Below are 17,697 nucleotides of genomic sequence, written 5' to 3' on the forward strand. Positions count from 1 at the left end.
TCCGTTTTCTTGGCTGATTTTTGTTGATGGAGGTGGAATGAACGCGGAACTTGGCCCGGACCTGACATCGGACCCTCTCGGTTGGGCCCATCCGCCCTGGGCGCGGGCGGAAGCCCAGGCAGTCTACGACCTGCCTTTCAACGACCTGCTCTTCCGGGCCCAGACGATCCATCGCGAGAATTTCGATCCCAACCGGGTGCAGTTGTCGCGCCTGCTTTCGATCAAGACCGGCGGCTGCCCCGAGGATTGCGGCTATTGCAGCCAGTCCTCGCATCACCAGTCCGGCCTCAAGGCCTCGAAGCTGATGGAGGTCCAGCGCGTCATCGCCGAGGCCAGGAAGGCGCGCGACGCGGGCGCCACGCGCTATTGCATGGGCGCCGCCTGGCGCAACCCCAAGGAGCGCGACATGGACGCCGTGGTCGCCATGGTCGAGGGCGTGAAGGCGCTCGGCATGGAGACCTGCATGACGCTCGGCATGCTCGACCTCGATCAGGCGCAACGGCTCAAGCAGGCCGGGCTCGACTACTACAACCACAACATCGACACCTCCGAACGCTACTACGCAGAGGTCATCTCGACCCGGACCTTCGCCGACCGGCTGGATACGCTCGCCAATGTCCGCGACAGCGGCATGAAGGTCTGCTGCGGCGGCATCGTCGGGATGGGCGAGGAGAAGGCCGACCGCATCGACATGCTGATGACGCTCGCCAACCTGCCGGAGCCGCCCGACAGCGTGCCGATCAACATGCTGATCCCGATCGAGGGCACGCCGCTTGGCGAGGCCGACCCCATCGAGCCGATCGAATTCGTGCGCACCATTGCGCTCGCCCGCATCATGATGCCGAAATCGCATGTGCGGCTTTCGGCCGGCCGCACGGCGATGAGCGACGAGATGCAGGCGCTGTGCTTCTTCGCCGGCGCCAACTCGATCTTCGTCGGCGACACCTTGCTGACCGCCGAAAACCCGGGAGAGGACAAGGACAGCGCCTTGTTCCGCCGGCTGGGCATCAAGCCATTTGCGCGTGAGGCCTTGTGAACGGCAGTGGCTTCCTCGACCGCTACAGGGCGACCTTAGATGGTCTTGCCCGCAAGCACCGGCTGCGCACGTTGAGCAGCCGCTCGGGCGCCGACTTCGCCTCCAACGACTATCTAGGCCTCGCGCGCTCGCCACGCGTGAAAGAGGCAGTCGCCGCCGCACTCGCGGCCGGCACCCCGGTCGGGGCGACCGGCTCGCGGCTGCTGCGCGGCAACGACCCCGAACACGAGGCGCTCGAGGCCAAGGCGGCCGACTTCTTCGGCGCCGAGCGCGCGCTGTTCTTCGGCGGCGGCTATGTCGCCAATTTCGCCGTTCTCACGACCTTGCCCCGGAAGGGCGATCTGGTCGTGCTGGACGAATTCGTTCACGCCAGCGCGCATGAGGGCGCTCGATCCGGCCGCGCCGATGTCGTTGGAGCTTCACATAACGATGCGACCGCCATTGACGACGCCATTGTCGCTTGGCGCCTCATGGGTGGGACCGGCCGGCCGTGGATCGTGGTCGAGAGCCTCTACAGCATGGACGGCGACAGGGCGCCACTCAGCGAATTGATCGAGGTCGCGGATCGCCACGACGCATTCCTGTTCGTCGACGAGGCGCATGCCACCGGCGTCTGCGGCCCGAACGGGCGCGGACTCGCGCACGATGTCGAAGGCCGAGACAATGTCGTGGTGCTGCATACCTGCGGCAAGGCGCTGGGCGCCTCCGGCGCGCTGGTCACCGCGCCGGCAGTGCTGTGCGACTATCTGGTCAACCGCTGCCGGCCCTTCATCTATGCCACGGCGCCCTCGCCGCTGATGGCGGTGGCGGCGGCAACGGCCCTCAACATCGTCGCCGACGAGCCGGAGCGCCGCGAGCGTCTGGCAGGGCTGGTCGCGCTTGCCGGTAAGAGGGCCGAGGACCTTGGCTTGGCTCCGAGCGGTTCGCAGATCCTGCCGATCATCGTCGGCGACAATGCCCGCGCCATGGCACTGGCGCAGGCTTTGCAGTCGGGCGGCTTCGACGTGCGCGGCATCCGCCCGCCAACCGTGCCCGAGGGCACGGCAAGGCTGCGCCTCTCGCTGACGCTGAATGTCGGTGAGGACGACGTCTCGGCGCTGTTCGATGCGCTGGCCGAAGAATGGGAGCGCGCGCGATGACGGTGCAAATCGTCGTGACCGGCCCCGACACCGGCATCGGCAAGACGGTGTTCGCGGCCGGCCTGACCGGCTTGCTCGACGGCATCTATTGGAAGCCGGTGCAGGCGGGCATCCAGGAAGGGACCGACAGCGAGACCGTGTCGCGGCTCGCCGGCTTGCCCGCCGACCGGGTGCTGCCGGAAGCCTGGCGCCTCAACGAGCCGCTCTCGCCGCACCGCGCCGCCGAGTTGGATGGCGTGGAAATCGATGCACATGCATTGGTGCTGCCCGCAACCGACCGGCCGTTGGTCGTGGAGGGCGCCGGCGGGCTGATGGTGCCGGTCAACAGGCGCACGCTCTACATCGACGTCTTCGCACGGTGGCGCGCGCCGGTGGTACTCTGCGCCCGCACCGGCCTCGGCACCATCAACCACACGCTGCTCTCGATCGAGGCGCTGCGTGCCCGCTCCATAGAGCTGCTGGGCATCGCGTTCATCGGCGACGAGATGGCGGATACGCAAAGGACGATCGCCGAGATCGGCAAGGTGCGCATGCTCGGCCGCCTGCCGCGTCTCGATCCGCTGACGCCCGAGGCGCTGTCCGCGGCCATGAAGACCTCGTTCGAGGTAGCCGACTTCATGGAGGTCCAGTCATGAGCCGCTCCGCCGTCTGGCATCCCTTTTCCCAGCATGCCACCGAGCCGGTGCCGCCAACGATCGTTCGCACCGAAGGCGCCTATGTCGAGACGCGCGAGGGCAAGCGCATCCTCGATGCGATTTCCTCCTGGTGGGTCATCACCCACGGCCACCGCCACCCGAAGATCGTAGAGGCGATCCGGGAGGCGACCGAGACACTCGACCAGGTGATCTTCGCCGGCCTCAGCCACGAGCCGGCGGAGAAACTGGCGTCGGCGCTGGTCGACATGGCGCCGCCAGGCCTCGACTGGGTTTTTTTTTCCGACAGCGGCTCGACCAGCGTCGAGGTGGCGCTGAAGATGGCTCTCGGCTTTCACCGCAACTCCGGCGCGCCGCGCTCGCGCATCGTCGTCATGGAGCACAGCTATCACGGCGACACCATCGGCACGATGAGCGTCGGCGCGCGCGGCGTCTTCAACGCCGCTTACGAACCGCTGTTGTTTCAGGTCGATACCATCCCCTTCCCTGCCGCCGGCCAAGAGCAGCAGACGCTCGATGCCTTCGAACGGCTTTCGCGTGACGACGAGGTTGCCGCGCTGATCGTCGAGCCGCTGGTGCTTGGCGCCGGTGGCATGCTGATGTATCCGGCCTCAGTTCTCGCCGAACTCAAGCGCATTGCCGAGCGCTCGGGGACGCTTTTCATCGCCGATGAAGTCATGACCGGCTGGGGCCGCACAGGCACCATGTTCGCCTGCGAACAGGCGGCGGTCGCGCCCGATATTCTGTGCACATCCAAGGGACTGACGGGTGGATCGTTGCCGCTTGCGGCGACCCTTGCCACCGACGCGATCTTCCAAGCGCATTACTCGACGGATCGGTCCAAGACCTTCTTCCATTCGAGTTCCTACACTGCAAACCCGATCGCCTGCGCGGCAGCACTGGCGAATGTTGGTATCTGGAACGACGAGCCGGTGGCGGAGCGCGTGGCCGCGCTGTCGCGGATGCAGGCGGAGAAGGTAGCGCGGTTCAACGGGGATCCGCGTTTCGAGAATGTGCGCACGGCCGGCACCATCGCCGCGCTCGACCTCAGCGTCGGCAATGCCGGCTATCTGGCCGAGGTCGGCCCGAGGCTGCGCGCCTTTTTCCTCGATCGCGGATTGCTGGTGCGACCGCTCGGCAACGTCATCTACGTGCTGCCGCCCTATTGCGTGACGTCCGACGAACTCGATCGCCTCTACGCGGCAATAGACGAGGCGGCCGGACTTGCGGGTGACAAGAGATGAACCGCACAGCGCGCATCATAGGCCTTGGCCATCACGTCCCGGCCCGAAAAGTCGGCAATGCCGAGATCGAGGCAAGCCTCGGGCTGGAAGCAGGCTGGATCGAGGGGCGCACCGGCATCCGCACGCGTTTCTGGGCAGAGCCCGACGACACGCTTTCCGGACTGGCGGCCAAGGCCGGTGACATGGCGCTTCAGGCAGCCGGCATCGACCGCAAGGATATCGGCCTGCTGCTGCTCGCCACCTCTACGCCGGACCATCTCTTGCCACCGAGCGCACCACTGGTGGCGCACAGGCTCGGCCTCGAAAAGGCCGGGGGGGTCGACCTGGCGGGCGCCTGCGCCGGGTTCATCTACGCCATGACCTTCGCCGACGGCTTCGTGCGCCTGCACAACAAGCCGGCCATCGTCATCGCCGCCAACATTTTGAGCCGCCGGATCAATCCGACCGAGCGGGCGAGCGCCGTGTTGTTCGCCGATGCCGCAGGTGCGGTGGTGCTGGCCCCGTCAAATGATCCCAGCCACGGCATACTCGGTGCCTCGGTTGCCTCGGATGGGTCCGCTTATGGCATGATCCATATCCCGGCGGGCGGCAGCAACCGTCCCTTCGCGGAAGACATCGACATTGCCGAAACCCGCATGACCATCGCTGACGGCCGCGAGGTCTTCGTCAAGGCCGTGGAGATGATGAGCCGCTGTTCCGTCGAGGCGCTGGCAGCGGCCGGTCTTTCCACAACGGACGTCGCCCGGTTCGCGCCGCATCAAGCAAATGCCCGCATCTTCAACGCTGTCGGCAAGTCGCTTGGCATTGAGGATGACCGCATCATCAAGACCATTGCCGACCATGGCAACTCGTCGGCCGCGACGATCCCCCTGTCACTGTCCGTTGCCCACAACGCCGATCCCTTTCGGCTGGGCGAGAAGCTGCTGCTGGCGGCGGCGGGCGCGGGGCTAACTGGCGGGGCATTAGCGGTTGGCGTTTGAATTGGGATTCCCAAACCCGATGCAACACAGGGCCCGAACAAGTTCCAAGCTCAACCATTAGGACTCATTGAGCGCCATAAAAGGTGACAGGGCAACGTACGAGACGCCAGGCCGTATCTCTACGACGCCGGAGCGTTCTGTCACGCCTCTCGATTCAGGCAGCGGCTTGATGCAACGCTTCAGCGCGCGGCAACGCCACCTCGACGTTGTCGATTAGCCTCGTTTCCCCGAGCCAAGCGGCGACGAGCAGCCGCGCTGGTCGATCTAATGTGAGCATTGGGGCAAGATTACTATCCGCGCGCAGTTCGAGATACTCGACCCTGGAGAAGCCGGCGGCCAGGATCGCCTCTCGCGCGACAGTCAGCGCACGCACTACAGATTCTCTTGAACTCAGTTGCCTGGCAGTTTGAACCAGGATTTCAGCCAGCCGAGGCGCCTTGTTGCGCTCAGCCAAAGACAGGCGCGCGTTGCGCGACGACATTGCCAGGCCATCGGCTTCGCGCACCGTCGGACCAGCGATGATCTCAATTGGAATATCGAGGTCACGGACAAGCTGGCGCACGACGTGGAGCTGCTGAAAATCCTTCTCGCCGAAAAACGCCAGGTCGGCCCCGGTCTGCAGAAGGAGCTTCGTGACCACCGTCGCCACGCCATCGAAGTGGCCGGGCCGAAACGTGCCGCAAAGCCCGTCGCTCACACCACTAACCGAAACGCTGGTCGCGAAGCCGGGCGGATACATGTCGGCGGCATTGGGAGCATAAAGAATGTGGGCGCCGACCGTAGCGAGCTTGGCGGCGTCATCATGTTCCGTGCGCGGATAGGCAGCCAGATCAGCCGCATTGTTGAATTGCATCGGGTTGATGAACAGCGTCACGATCACGCGATCAGCCTTGGCAAGTGCTGACCGCACGAGGCTGAGGTGACCCTCATGCAGGGCGCCCATGGTGGGCACAACGGCAATCCTTAGACCCTCGCGGCGCCAGGCGGCAACGATGCTACGCAATTCGGAGACGATGCGGACGATCGCGGCGCTCATTCGGCTGTTCCTTCAGTGACTGGGCCCGGCTCATGGCCGAAGACGTGCTCAAGCGCTGGAAAGCTGCGCTCGCGCACATCCTTTGCGTATGCCGCAATCGCTGCCTCGGCGTCGCTTCCCAGCGCTGCGTAGCGCTTGACGAATCTTGGCCGAAAAGTGCCAAACAGACCTAGCATGTCGTCGACAACAAGGATTTGCCCGTCGCAGGCCGGCGATGCACCTATACCGATTGTTGGGATCGCCACTTGCTGTGTGATCAGCCGAGCCAGAGCTTCAGGTATCTTTTCGAGCACGACGGCGAATGCGCCGGCCTCGGCCACCCCCGTCGCATCGCGCAGGATCCGTTCGGCATCCGCGCCTTGTCCCTGAATGCGATAACCGCCAAATGCATTGACGGCCTGCGGCGTCAGTCCGACATGGCCCATGACGGGTATGCCGCGCGCGGTCAAAAACCGGATTGTTTCCGCGACGCTTTCGCCGCCTTCCAGCTTCACCGCCGCCGCTCCGGTTTCGGCCATAACCAGGGCCGCATTGCGGAAAGCCTGTGCGGGGCTTTCCTCGTAAGAGCCAAAGGGCATGTCGACGACCATCAGAGCGCTTTGAAGTCCGCGCCGCACCGCCTTGCCGTGCAGGATCATCATTTCGAGTGTGACGCCCAGCGTCGACGGCATGCCGTGCAGCACCATGCCGACACTGTCACCGACCAGCACCACATCGCAATGGTCGTCGACAAGCCTGGCGACGGGCGTTGTATAGGCCGTCAGGCAGACAAGTGGCGTCTTGCCCTTCCGCGCCGCGATGTCCGGCACTGTCAATGCCTTCGATCCTCCGGTTGCGCTCACCAGGCCTCTCTCCTTCCCCAACGTCAGCGGGTGGAAGCATGTGCCATATTTTTGTGCAGATGCGAAGAGAGAATTTGCAGCGCACAATCATTTGCCGACGAATTCTTGGAGTTTGGCGGGACAGCAATTTCTCAGTTCGGTAAGCGTCTCCTTGTGCGCGCCGGCGACGCGATTGGTCGCCTTGGTGGGGGAGAGTTTGGAGTGCTGCGCGATGTGTGCCAAGAGCAGGCGATGATCATCGCCGAGAACATCCGCCGTCATATTGAGGCGATTCCGTGGGTGCAAAGACGGCACGACGACGTGAAGGTCACCGTCAGCATCGGGGGCGCGGAAATCGCTCGCCATGCAGACGCTCAGGATGTCCTTCGCGCTGCCGGGCGATGCCTTTTCGAAGCGAAACGACGCGGAAGGAATCGAGTCTCGTTCGAATGTGAAATACCCCGATCACTCAATGTCGAAGGCCCAAGAACAGGGCGAGGGTGACAGGCAAACTACCTGATGAGCGTGGGCAGACTGGAAAACCCGCTTGCCGGATAGATGGCGATCGTTGGCTGCGTGCCCGGCGCCAATGCTATATTGCGGGTCCGCCCCCAACAATTCCTCCATGACGACGCGCAACTCCAGCCGCGCCAGTTGCGCGCCGGGGCAGACATGGATGCCACTGTTCGCCGAAGCCCACATAAGCGTGACCCGCTCGCCGGCGGCGATCTTGCGCCCTCCGATTTCCACCGGCCTCGTCGTCACCCGCCGGTTGGCGATGAGCGGTGCATGCATCCGCAATATCTCGTCGATCGATGCGGGCAGCAGATACGGACCTTCCCAAGCCGCTGCTGGAGCTGCGGGAGGATCCCGAATCCGGCATCTGGTTTATCCCGGCAGCATCCTGGCGTCGCGGCGGCGACCTTGGATTTCAAGGTCTCATTAGCCCGGGATGCATTAAGGGACTTTGCGCAAGCACAAACATTGGCTTGCTGATCGCCGAAAATCCGGGAGAGGACAAGGACTGCGCACTGTTTCGTCGGTTAGGCATCGAGCCGTTCGCGCGTGAGGCCCAGTGAACGGCAAAGGGTTGTTCCGCTACAGGGCGATCTTCTCGCCGTCTTCCTTGACGAACTCGCGCGGCGGATTGTCGAGCAGCGGCAGCACCGCTTCCGACGGCCGGCAGAGCCTGGTGCCTTTCGGCGTCTCGACGATCGGCCTGTTGATGGGGATCGGGTGGGCGAGCATCAAATCGATCAGCTCGTCGTCGCGCCATTTGGGGTCGGCGAGGCCAAGCTCGGCATAAGGCGTCCCCTTCTCCCGCAGCAGCTCGCGCGGCGTGAGGCCCAGCGCCGAGATCAGCGCGACCAGCCGCTCGCGGCTCGGCGGCGTCTTGAGATATTCGATCACCACCGGATCTTCGCCGCTGGCGCGGATCATGGCGAGCGTGTTGCGCGAGGTACCGCAAGCGGGATTGTGATAGATCGTGACCGTCATGACTTTGCTTTCAGTGGATGGGAACGTGGGCCGATCCCGGGCCGCAGCAGCCAACCCATCAGAGCTAGCGCGATCAAGGCGCCGAGCAATTCGGCGACGATGAAGCCCGGCAGATCGAGCGGTCTGATACCGGAAAACGTATTGGTGAGCGACCGTGCCAGCGCGATGGCCGGATTGGCGAAGGACGTGGACGCGGTGAACCAGTAGGCGGCGGTGATGTAGAGGCCAACCAGCCATGGCACGGCGCGCTGCTCGAAGCGGAGGCCGGCGAGAATGACGGCGACGAGCCCGAACGTCGCAACGGCTTCGGAGAACCATTGCGCGGGGCCAGCACGGAGTTTCGTGGCAATCTCCAGCACCGGCAAGGCGAACATGAGATGCGCCGCGACCGTGCCGGCTATCCCGCCGATAACCTGCGCGACCAGATAGACCGGAAGATCGCGGGCTGGCAGCGTCCGGTTCAGGCAGAACACCAGCGAGACGGCCGGATTGAAATGCGCGCCGGAGATCGGCCCGAGGATGGTGATCAACACCACCAGCATGGCGCCGGTCGCCAGCGTGTTGCCGAGCAGCGCCAGCGCCGTGTCATGCGCCAGCGTCTCGCCCATGATGCCGGAGCCGACAACGGTTGCGACCAGCAGACCAGTGCCAAGCGCTTCGGCAACAGCCCGTCGCGGAAGATTGAAGACGGACATGTCATGGGCCTATATTGGTCGCGCCATTAGCACGGCGGTTGAAGAACAGAGCGACTCGGCCTGCCGCGTCGCCAGGATCTCGGCCGGTGCGTCCAGCCGCACTACCACTTCGAAGCCCATGTCCGCGAAGAACGGCACCGCATCGATTGTCAGCAGATAAGCATGGGCGGCACCGGCAGCCCGCGCTTGCTCGAGCAACAAGCCGGTCGCGCGTCGGCCAAGCCCTATGCTGCGAGCTTCTGGCAGAATGACTAAAGAGCGTAGGAGTGCGTTCGGTCCGTACGTTTCCAATCCGGCGAAGCCGATCGTCTGCCCCTCGTCGACGAAACGAAAGAAAGTGCGATGAGCATCATCGAGATCATCCACCGGCGTCGCCGCTCCGCCAAGCGCTAAGCGGAGTTCCGGATTGTTCGCCTCGATGGCTTCAACGATCATTGACCGGCCCCCTCGCCCGGCTGACAACAAGGAGCGGCAAGCGGATGCATGCAGATTTCCGGCCGGCCCGAACAGCAATCCTCCATCAGGAAGCGGATGAGGCCGGAAAGCGCGTCATATTCGGCACTGTAGACGATCGAGCGGGCCTCTCGCCGCGCACTCACCAGGCCAGCGCGCTCCAGTTGCTTCACGTGGAAGCTGACATTGGAGGGAGAGACCTCGAGCTGTTCGGCGAGTGAACCTGCGGCGATCCCATCGGGTCCGGCAATCACCAGCGACCGCAGCCGCGTTTCCTGCGACAGCGCGCCGAAGGCGATCAAGGCTCCCCGCTCATCCACGTTTCAATGATCCTCGAAATATAGAAGTGACGGGTAGCGTGCATCCATGCTCCTGACAACTGAAAATCGTCCCGACGCGGACTGTTGGATCTGGCCGGGGCGATCTGCTCGGCGTTCTGGCCGCCCACAAGGGACACGTTCCCGCGTGACGGAAGTCAGGGAGACTTAGCCGCTGGCGCTGAGCCTCTCAGCCCCACTCTCATCAAAGCGTCACAAAGCAGCGACTAAATATGCTTCGTTGGGGGGAAGCTCGGTGACTGACGAAGACAAACCGGAGCGCCGGGAGGCATACCGCCTGGAGCGTGTGGAACAGGGCGGAACTCCCGTGCCAATCGCGGTTTTCTATTCGGCACGCGAGGCACTAAACATCATACCTAGCTTGAACGAGGGCTATCGGTTGACGCTTGGCGATCGGCAAGTGTGGCCTAACGAGGCTTCATTGAGACTTCGTGATGGTGACACAAACTAAGGGCGTGGAGGGGATGATGAAGATCTTCCCGCATCTGAGCTCCCGTATAAGACCCACAGCGCGGCTTACGGGCTTTCTTTTTCGCTATAGCTTCGGACGTATCGACCCGATGGCACTGATGATGGCATCGGCCGCCTGGCGGTCAAGCGCGACGTCCAGCAAGCCTTCCGTGGTTCGGATTGAAAGAACGCCAAGCGCGCCTGCTTCATCGCGAACCGTGCTGACATGGATTTCCGTCGGCACCAAGGGCGCGGCCTTGACTTTACGCATCATCGGCAACCTGTGTTAACGAGGACTACAGTCGCGTAAGCTGCCTTCCCCTTCAAGTGGCCTTCTCGTCTCGCCGATCCCTAGGTAATCCAAAGATCACGCTCGATGTCCGCGCCCCGTCGGCGCCGCGGCATGACGCGCCGAGGCTCCTTCATTCGCCGCCTCCAAGACACGCGACCTCCGTTGGTCAGGCGTTGTTGTCCGGAAGTGTGGCTGACCAGCACCGGCTTTCAATCAATGTTCTGGCGACCTTAGGGATGAGCTTACGGACAGCGGAGACAGCCGGAGAACGTTCATCTGTCGGATTTACGGCAAGCACAACCGACCGGGTAATCACCGGATCGACAATTCTAACAGTCCGGACCAGTCCCTCAGAGGCTTCTTTGTGAACGGCCGACGGGGTAAGTATGGAATATGCCTTCCCCTCGATCACCATATTGACGATTGTTGAAAGCGAATCGACCTCAAATCTTACGTCCAGCACGCACCCGTGCTGTGCAACGACATCTGCGACCGATCGCCTGGTGTTGTTGCTACGCATAGGAACTGCCAGCGGAAATGCGTGCAGATCGGCAAGAGGTATCGAATCTTCGAAAGGCGGCTCACCTGCCGGCACCACCAAGCAAAATTCTTCGCGTGCCAGCACCATCGTGTGACCCACGGTTTCGGCGGTTCGATAAAGCACCGCCAGATTGAACCGGCCAGCAGCCATCCATTCCTCAAGCGGTCCGGTCATGCCTTCGATCATCTTGAGCGAAATCCGCGGCAGCTCGTTCATTACCGATTCCAGCAACGGTCCGCTCAGGACGCGGGCGGCCCCGGACGGAATGGCTATTGTGACCTCCCCCGCAGGGGAGATTACCGTGTTGGTCAGTTCCGCTTCAGTGAGATGAATTTCCTCTAAAATTGTCCGCGCCCGCTCGAGCAGCTTCGCTCCGGAAGCCGTCACGGTCACACCGGTCCGGTCACGTACAAGCAGCTGGGTACCAAAGCGTTCTTCAAGCTGACGCACATGCAAGCTAAGCGCGCTCTGCGCCACGTGAAGGAGCGAAGCCGCCTTCGTAAAACTGCCCGCGTCGACCACGCCTACGAAGTATCTTAGCTGCCTGATTTCCACGGTAAGCATATCCGGCTGGAGCGCGATCTCCAGCGTTCAATATGCCTATCTGGAAAGGAGATAGGCAGCAAGCATCAATACCACCGCAACGGCGCCAGAGCTGCGTAGCTGGACAAAGCAAGGAATCTCTAGCAGCTTAGTCGTCACCGGCGAGAGCTACTATTTCGCGGGCGCTATCCAACAAGAATCAGCCTTTCGGCGGGCAACAGCATCGTTTTCACCGACTAGCCCACGGCAGGCCACTCGATTTCTTAACTTTGAGAACAAGGCTCATTAAAATACTGGTCGTACCAAGGCCCCGACAAAGCCAAGCCGCCGCGCATGCTCACCGAACAGACGGAGAAATTTTGAGGCGTTGCTGCAGGAGCAAGGCCCTGCGTGGCTGACATCATCTTGACCAGCCATCAACCGATTATATTACTCTTGCGTACGGCGGTTTCCTGCTCCTGGCGAACGGCTTATGGCGCCTTGGCGAAACACGCGAATGTGGGCACGCCACAGAGCCGGCCGGCGTATGCCAATGGCGGCTTTATCCGTCTTCCGGAAGAGCACGCTCGATTGGAAGGCCGAGCCGCCTGCAACGAGGATAAGCTCAGAAAAGCTCACATTGGCGATCTCCGGCGAGCCCTCTGCTTCGAGCGTCTGGGACGATGACGATGGAACGCGTCAGCAAAAATCTCGCGCTAAGCTCCAAGCCGCCGCCGAAGCCGGTGGTGTGGTCGTCGTCGGCGAAACTGAAGAACGCGCGCCCGGGCTCGTCCACATCATCGGCCCGTAAACCCGCCTCGCTAAGGTCCAGAGGGTAGTTCCGGATCATTTGCTTCGACGGGCTCGAGATCATGGCTGGGTTCCTGTGCTCGGCCGACAGCAGCGTCGAGCGCGGGGCCTGCCTCCCATATTTGACACCACAAAACAGCTACCATGACACGGTCTTGCCGCGATAATCCACGAAGCTTCCAGTCAATGCCATATTGAGCTCCCACGCCCGCGCGTGGATGCCGGCGGCGGCGTCCGCGACCTCGACCGTGGCATTGGGTCCGCCCATTTCCGTTCGCGCCCATCCGGGATCAACGACCCTCACCGCGATCAACTCGCCGGCGAGATCGGTTGCCAAACCCTGCATGACCTTGTTCACCGCCGCTTTGGATGCGCGATAGGCGATCCGATCGGACTTCGTATAGTTCATCCTGCCCATCTGGCTGGAGATCGTCACGATCCGGGCGATGCCAGCACGGTCTCGCGCGGCGCGCAGATTGGGAAGAAAGGTCTGCACGACGCGCAGCGGTGCCAGCGTATTCACTTCCAACGCGCGACGAAAACCGTCGAAGTCCATGTCGAGAGTGGATTGGCGCTCCGGACCAATAATCCCAGCATTGTTGACCAGAAGATCGATCGGCCGGTCCCGGAGAGCCGCGGCAACGCGGTCTAGCGCCCGTTGGTTCGTAACATCGACTCCGCAGAAAACTTCTCCGCCGAACGCCTCACTGACACTCGTACGCATCAATGCAATGACGTCATCCCCCTGTTGGAACGCAAAGGCAGCAAGCGCGCGCCCGATTCCGCGTCCTGCACCGGTGATTAGCATCGTCTTTTTCATGCCGAACGCCCCTATCGGAGGGGCATGACGGAGCAATGACAGCTATGCGAAGTGAGAATTGAGGCCTCCGGTCGTTTCGCAGAGCGGCGATTTCGGCTGGGGCATCGTTTCGGAATTGCGTCTGTTGGTCGTGCTCTGACGATCCCAGGGAGAGAGCGCCCTAGCTGGTTTGTCCCCAACAACGGAAGCGCAGCGAATGGAGCGCACCGGAACAGGGCAAGACGGCTGGGCCGGATGGATCGGCCAGCGGGTTTTTGGGCAACACTAAGCCAAGCTGCGCTAACACGAGTCGGCGCAGGCCATTAACGCAGTAGGATTCTGCTACCGGACCCTGAATCCTGCATCGGGACGCTCGGCTGCGCGCCCCCTCAAGGGACCGCGTCGCGACAGCGCTGGCGGATCGAAGAAGACTTCCGCTGCGATGGAGCATTCGGTACGTCCCGGCTCGAACGCGAGCGCATCGGCTGGGGGAAGTGCCCCCGAGAAGAGAAACCCCTGCGCAATCGCGCAACCGAGCGAGCGCAGGATCATGCGGTCCGCGTCAGTTTCGACGCCCTCCGCCATCACCTCGATCTCCAGCGTTCGCCCGAGATCGATTACCGCTTTGACAAGGGCCTGATCCTCCACGGACTTGGCAAGGTCGCGGACGAAGTCCTTGTCGACCTTGATCTTGCGGATACGGCTATCCTTCAGCGAGACCAGGGTTGAAAAGCCGGTGCCAAAATCATCAAGCACGATCGATATGCCAGCGTCCGCGAGGCGCCCCACCTTTTCGCTAACCGCGCCACAATGGATCGGCGCTTCCTCCGTGATTTCAATCTCCAGCATTGCCGTTGGAATGTTCCTGGCTTTCAAGCCGTCCAGTATGATGTGGTCCAGATTGCCTGCCTCGAGTTCGCCCGGCGAGACATTCATTGCGACCCGCAGATCCTGGCGCCCATCTGTCATTAGCGTTTCGATCATAGAACAGCAGTTGAGGAATACAGTTTCGGTCAGCAAGGAAAGCGCTCCGGCTTCGCGCGCTGCGGCGACGATCTCCAGTGGGGCGACGATCCCATGGATTGGATGCTGCCAGCGCAGCAGCGCTTCGAAGCCGACGACAGCATGCGTGTCCAGTCGTACGACCGGCTGGAACCAAGAGCAAAGCGCTCCGGCTTCGATGGCCCCGCGCAAATCGCGCTCGATGCAGCGCTTGCGTTCGAGCGCCCGATCGAGTTCGGCATCGAAGACACAATATTCGTTCCTGCCGCTGCGCTTTGCCTCATAGAGTGCGAAGTCCGCCCGCAGCAGCATCTCCGTCAGTCTTGGTTTCTCGGATACATAGATGCCGACCGAAGCGCCGACCCGCACCGAATTCAATGCGGGATCGGGTCCGGCGATAGTAGAGATGATTGAGGATGCAAGTTTCTCAGTCTGATGCCCGGATTGCGGAGCGGTAAAGAGCAACACGAACTCGTCTCCGCCGATGCGCGCGATCGTTGCCCCTTCCGGCGCGTGCGCCTCTATCCTGCTCGCAACCTTGACCAGCAGCTCGTCCCCGATGTTGTGGCCGTAGGTATCGTTGACAGACTTGAAGCCGTCCAGGTCGATCAGCATGGCTACGAACGGACCCTCGGAGTGTCCGAGACGGGAGATGGCGTGCTCAAGCCCATGCCTATTGAGCAGGCCCGTCAGCGGATCGCGCCTGGCGTGTCGCTCCATCTCGTCCGCTACCACCCTCGCCTCGTATTTGAGGCGGCTCGTCTCCCGGAACCGGGTCTGTCCAATATGCGCGCTTCTGATCATCCCGGCGAGAAAAAGCAGGATGGTGAAGGCCAGGACAGAGTCTTCGATACCGCCTTTCGCCAACGCGCATCCGGCGGCGACCAGAAGCGGCGGGGTCATGAAGTTGATCGAAGCGGGTGAGTAGGATGTTGCACAGGCGACCGAGCAGGCCGACGCCCCTGCCAAGATGATCAGACAGAGCGGCGTTTGGGATGTCGTGTACCCGTCCGTCAACACGGCCAAAAAAGACCAAGCGACGGCCGAGGCCAGGGCAAGCACCCCATAGAGGGAAAGCCGGAAGACGACCGCTTTCGGCCCACTGTCCGGTTTCTCTGACTGGGTGAAGGCAATTGCTACGCGTGTGCCATTAATGACGCTGATACCCGCAAACCAAAGCGCCGCAGCAAGACCGCTGCCCGAAAGCGTCTGCACGGCCATGATCAGGGCCGGCAGCGCCGTGCAGATGGGCATGGAGATGAATATCCCCTTCCTCAGATCGGCGAACTGGTCGTGCAGGATTCCGACTTCAACGGCTTCGTTTTGGACCCAACGGGAAGGGCCTGCGGCCAACTGCTTGCACTGTCTCATGATAGCCACTGACTAGGCATATGGCGTGAAAATCGGGTTAAGGTATTATGTGGCTTACGGCGCATCTCTCAATAAAGAGTCAGTTGCGTGAAAGATGCTGATAAGAATGGTCTTGGCCACCAGGCTGCATTGGAAGATTCTTTACCGCTTATCCCGCTCACTGAGATGACAACCAGTGCCGGCAACAGTCGAGGCCATATGCAGCGTCGGCATGGACCAGGGGGACTATCTCCAACCCGGTGAAAGAACGCAGCGCCCTCGACCGAGACGTACGTGGATACCTACCGCGACGACTATGCCTGCACGGGATATCTGGCCAAGTTTCGATGGCCTGACGGTTTCGTCTGAAACCGAGGGACTTCGCCTGACTATCGGCCGCGCTTTATCCACGACCCAAATGGGGGATGTCTCTGCATGGGTGAATGCCTAGCCTACGGATATAAGAGGCGTCACAGGTGCGTGATGGAGGCTAGGATCAGGATCGTGCCTTTAATGGGCGGGGGCCTCTACGAGCCGCTGTTTGACCCCGGCGGGAACTGGCTGGTCTGGGACGCTGCCAAGAAGAACGTAGCCGAATTCGATGGCTACGTTCTTCTTGGCGTCACGCGGACAGAGGCGCTGAGGATCTCCATGCTGGTTGAACGGCACAGTAAGGCTTCCTGGCGCGGCGTCTGGGTCCATTCCCGGGTGACGAACCTAACCCAAACGGGTCATGCGCCTCTCTCGCAGCCACAGCATAGTTCCTTCGCCCGCTTGCGAGGGAACTTCAAGCAGGCGGCTGTTCGACCAAGAGATAGGCGCGACACGATTACGGAGGAGCGAGATGCATTTCCTGTTAGCTTCCATTACTGGAATTATCCTCGGAGCGACCACAGTCACCGCCGTGGCTGACAAGCTGCCGACGGGGGCGACGCCGCTCTCGGCAGATGAAGTACGCGCGATCTACAGCGGCAAGACGGGCGTCTACAAGGCCTCGGATGTCTACTACGATCCCAGCGGCACCACCAAGGGCGTGTTCGGCAAACCCAAGGCGAAGAGCATTTTCCAAGGCACGTGGGTCGTCAAAGGCAACGAACAATGCATGTACAACAAGTCGAAGGGCGACCCCAAGACCTACACCGACTGCAACGCATTCTGGCGCGCGGGAAATAAGGTCTACTCGCTGTGGACGGTCCACTATGACGGGTCCAAGCCGGACCAGGTGAACGGATATGCCATCGAGCGGATGAAGGAATACAAGAAGGGAGACCTCGTCTCCAAGAAGTTCGCCGCGATGGGCGGCGAGTAAGCGTGTGCGGATGCGTCAGCAACGCAGGCGCGTCGTCTGAATTCTTAATTCTTTCGCCAGCGAGGCGGCGCGACGGCCAATCTGGCGAGGACAGCGGCAAGCTCCGACTGACGGTGGGTTTGGGTCTTTGCGAAGATCGCCTGCCTTGAGATGGTTGCGGGCGGTCTCGTAGGAAATGCCGAGTTCGTGGGCGATGGACTCGAGCTTCCGGCCGGACGAGACATGGCTAGCCAGTCCCGCCTCCGCTGCCGTGAGCCCGAAATAGGACCGCAACATCGTCTCCGGTGGTCGCGGATCCGAGTCTGGATCAAGGATTACGATTACCGCCTGGCATGGCGCGAGGGCATTCGGCGAAACCGCTCCTAGGCGCATCGGATACGCTATCAAGGGGCGACCCTCGATGCGGGGGAGCATAACCGGAGGCGTCGTAGCTGAGGGAGTACTGATCCATAGGAGTTCCCGCAACGATCGCTCGAGCGCATCCGTGGCGTCCTTGCTCCAGGACACCAGGCGGCCGAAGCGGACTTGGAGGCTCGAACCCAGCAAGGCCTCGGCCGCCGGGTTCAGGAGAAGCACCTTCCCGTACCTGTCGACCATGATTGCCGCCTTTGCGCTGGCGCTGAAGGCTTCGAGCCCGGCCTCGGCCCGAGCGAAACCGAGCGCTCGCGCAACTGCAACCGACGACCCCAGGGCTCTGGACAGTTCATCCAGTTCCATGAGTTCCGCAGGC

Annotated in this window: 20 protein-coding genes and 1 pseudogene; 9 read left to right on the forward strand and 12 right to left on the reverse strand. The window is 62.2% G+C overall.

The window, feature by feature from the left end; all coding sequences use genetic code 11:
• Nucleotides 1–37: 37 nt before the first annotated feature.
• From bioB to EJ071_RS36335, 5 genes are read left to right on the forward strand one after another with little or no spacing between them, the layout of a single operon-like run.
• Nucleotides 38–1,036, forward strand: coding sequence for a biotin synthase BioB (gene bioB / locus EJ071_RS36315; protein WP_126102138.1), 999 nt, complete (start codon nt 38–40; stop codon nt 1,034–1,036).
• Entirely contained in the window at nt 1,033–2,175 is a 1,143-nt protein-coding gene (locus EJ071_RS36320) for an 8-amino-7-oxononanoate synthase (protein WP_126102139.1), read from the forward strand. The genes bioB and EJ071_RS36320 overlap by 4 nt, the downstream gene beginning before the upstream one ends.
• Entirely contained in the window at nt 2,172–2,810 is a 639-nt protein-coding gene (gene bioD, locus EJ071_RS36325) for a dethiobiotin synthase (protein ID WP_126102140.1), read from the forward strand. Before EJ071_RS36320 ends, bioD begins: the two co-directional genes overlap by 4 nt.
• Complete coding sequence (locus EJ071_RS36330; RefSeq protein WP_126102141.1) at nt 2,807–4,072, forward strand: adenosylmethionine--8-amino-7-oxononanoate transaminase; 1,266 nt, start codon at nt 2,807–2,809, stop codon at nt 4,070–4,072. Before bioD ends, EJ071_RS36330 begins: the two co-directional genes overlap by 4 nt.
• Nucleotides 4,069–5,052 carry a beta-ketoacyl-ACP synthase III gene (locus EJ071_RS36335; RefSeq protein WP_126102142.1) on the forward strand — a complete coding sequence of 328 codons (984 nt, stop codon included), beginning with the start codon at nt 4,069–4,071 and terminating at the stop codon, nt 5,050–5,052. Before EJ071_RS36330 ends, EJ071_RS36335 begins: the two co-directional genes overlap by 4 nt.
• 154 nt (nt 5,053–5,206) lie before the next feature.
• Here EJ071_RS36335 and panC read toward each other — a convergent pair whose 3' ends face one another.
• The 4 genes and pseudogenes from panC to EJ071_RS36355 all read right to left on the reverse strand — a co-directional run.
• Nucleotides 5,207–6,088 carry a pantoate--beta-alanine ligase gene (panC, locus tag EJ071_RS36340; protein WP_126102143.1) on the reverse strand — a complete coding sequence of 294 codons (882 nt, stop codon included), beginning with the start codon at nt 6,086–6,088 and terminating at the stop codon, nt 5,207–5,209.
• A complete protein-coding gene (gene panB, locus EJ071_RS36345) occupies nt 6,085–6,930 on the reverse strand; it encodes a 3-methyl-2-oxobutanoate hydroxymethyltransferase (protein WP_126102144.1) in 846 nt (281 codons plus the stop codon). Before panB ends, panC begins: the two co-directional genes overlap by 4 nt.
• A gap of 87 nt (nt 6,931–7,017) precedes the next feature.
• Entirely contained in the window at nt 7,018–7,275 is a 258-nt protein-coding gene (locus EJ071_RS39890) for a hypothetical protein (protein WP_245460113.1), read from the reverse strand.
• Between the two features lie 146 nt (nt 7,276–7,421).
• Nucleotides 7,422–7,746: pseudogene (locus EJ071_RS36355) on the reverse strand (cytochrome P450); the annotation flags it as partial.
• Here EJ071_RS36355 and EJ071_RS36360 point away from each other — a divergent pair.
• On the forward strand, nt 7,725–7,988 hold the full coding sequence (locus EJ071_RS36360; RefSeq protein ID WP_126102146.1) for a hypothetical protein: 264 nt from the start codon (nt 7,725–7,727) through the stop codon (nt 7,986–7,988). The pseudogene EJ071_RS36355 and the gene EJ071_RS36360 sit on opposite strands and share 22 nt — an antisense overlap.
• 19 nt (nt 7,989–8,007) lie before the next feature.
• Here the strand turns inward: EJ071_RS36360 and arsC are convergent, their stop codons facing one another.
• From arsC to EJ071_RS36380, 4 genes are read right to left on the reverse strand one after another with little or no spacing between them, the layout of a single operon-like run.
• Entirely contained in the window at nt 8,008–8,406 is a 399-nt protein-coding gene (arsC, locus tag EJ071_RS36365; protein WP_126102147.1) for an arsenate reductase (glutaredoxin), read from the reverse strand.
• Nucleotides 8,403–9,101, reverse strand: a complete 699-nt coding sequence (locus EJ071_RS36370; RefSeq protein WP_126102148.1) for an MIP/aquaporin family protein — start codon at nt 9,099–9,101, stop codon at nt 8,403–8,405. Before EJ071_RS36370 ends, arsC begins: the two co-directional genes overlap by 4 nt.
• A gap of 9 nt (nt 9,102–9,110) precedes the next feature.
• Nucleotides 9,111–9,536, reverse strand: coding sequence for an arsenic resistance N-acetyltransferase ArsN2 (gene arsN2 / locus EJ071_RS36375; RefSeq protein WP_126102149.1), 426 nt, complete (start codon nt 9,534–9,536; stop codon nt 9,111–9,113).
• Nucleotides 9,533–9,874, reverse strand: coding sequence for a metalloregulator ArsR/SmtB family transcription factor (locus tag EJ071_RS36380; RefSeq protein ID WP_126102150.1), 342 nt, complete (start codon nt 9,872–9,874; stop codon nt 9,533–9,535). The genes arsN2 and EJ071_RS36380 overlap by 4 nt, the downstream gene beginning before the upstream one ends.
• Nucleotides 9,875–10,356: 482 nt before the next feature.
• Here EJ071_RS36380 and EJ071_RS38910 point away from each other — a divergent pair, with 482 nt between their 5' ends.
• Nucleotides 10,357–10,632, forward strand: coding sequence for a hypothetical protein (locus EJ071_RS38910; RefSeq protein WP_189521352.1), 276 nt, complete (start codon nt 10,357–10,359; stop codon nt 10,630–10,632).
• Nucleotides 10,633–10,800: 168 nt separating this feature from the next.
• On the opposite strand, the gene EJ071_RS36390 is transcribed toward EJ071_RS38910, so the two are convergent.
• On the reverse strand, nt 10,801–11,730 hold the full coding sequence (locus EJ071_RS36390; RefSeq protein ID WP_126102151.1) for a LysR family transcriptional regulator: 930 nt from the start codon (nt 11,728–11,730) through the stop codon (nt 10,801–10,803).
• A 520-nt stretch (nt 11,731–12,250) separates the two neighbouring features.
• On the opposite strand from EJ071_RS36390, the gene EJ071_RS36395 reads away from it, so the two are divergent.
• Nucleotides 12,251–12,508 carry a hypothetical protein gene (locus tag EJ071_RS36395; protein WP_126102152.1) on the forward strand — a complete coding sequence of 86 codons (258 nt, stop codon included), beginning with the start codon at nt 12,251–12,253 and terminating at the stop codon, nt 12,506–12,508.
• Nucleotides 12,509–12,646: 138 nt separating this feature from the next.
• Here the strand turns inward: EJ071_RS36395 and EJ071_RS36400 are convergent, their stop codons facing one another.
• Together EJ071_RS36400 and EJ071_RS36405 are read right to left on the reverse strand one after the other, a co-directional pair.
• Nucleotides 12,647–13,327, reverse strand: coding sequence for an SDR family NAD(P)-dependent oxidoreductase (locus EJ071_RS36400; RefSeq protein WP_126102153.1), 681 nt, complete (start codon nt 13,325–13,327; stop codon nt 12,647–12,649).
• Between the two features lie 321 nt (nt 13,328–13,648).
• Nucleotides 13,649–15,679, reverse strand: a complete 2,031-nt coding sequence (locus EJ071_RS36405; protein ID WP_189521353.1) for an EAL domain-containing protein — start codon at nt 15,677–15,679, stop codon at nt 13,649–13,651.
• An 823-nt stretch (nt 15,680–16,502) separates the two neighbouring features.
• Here EJ071_RS36405 and EJ071_RS36410 point away from each other — a divergent pair.
• Entirely contained in the window at nt 16,503–16,967 is a 465-nt protein-coding gene (locus tag EJ071_RS36410) for a DUF995 domain-containing protein (RefSeq protein WP_189521354.1), read from the forward strand.
• A gap of 15 nt (nt 16,968–16,982) precedes the next feature.
• Here EJ071_RS36410 and EJ071_RS36415 read toward each other — a convergent pair whose 3' ends face one another.
• The gene (locus EJ071_RS36415) at nt 16,983–17,684 is read right to left on the reverse strand and encodes a hypothetical protein (protein WP_126102155.1); all 702 of its coding nucleotides are present in this window, start codon (nt 17,682–17,684) and stop codon (nt 16,983–16,985) included.
• Between the last annotated feature and the right edge of the window lie 13 nt (nt 17,685–17,697).

The sequence above is a fragment of the Mesorhizobium sp. M1B.F.Ca.ET.045.04.1.1 genome (assembly GCF_003952465.1).
Classification (GTDB): Bacteria; Pseudomonadota; Alphaproteobacteria; order Rhizobiales; family Rhizobiaceae; genus Mesorhizobium; species Mesorhizobium shonense.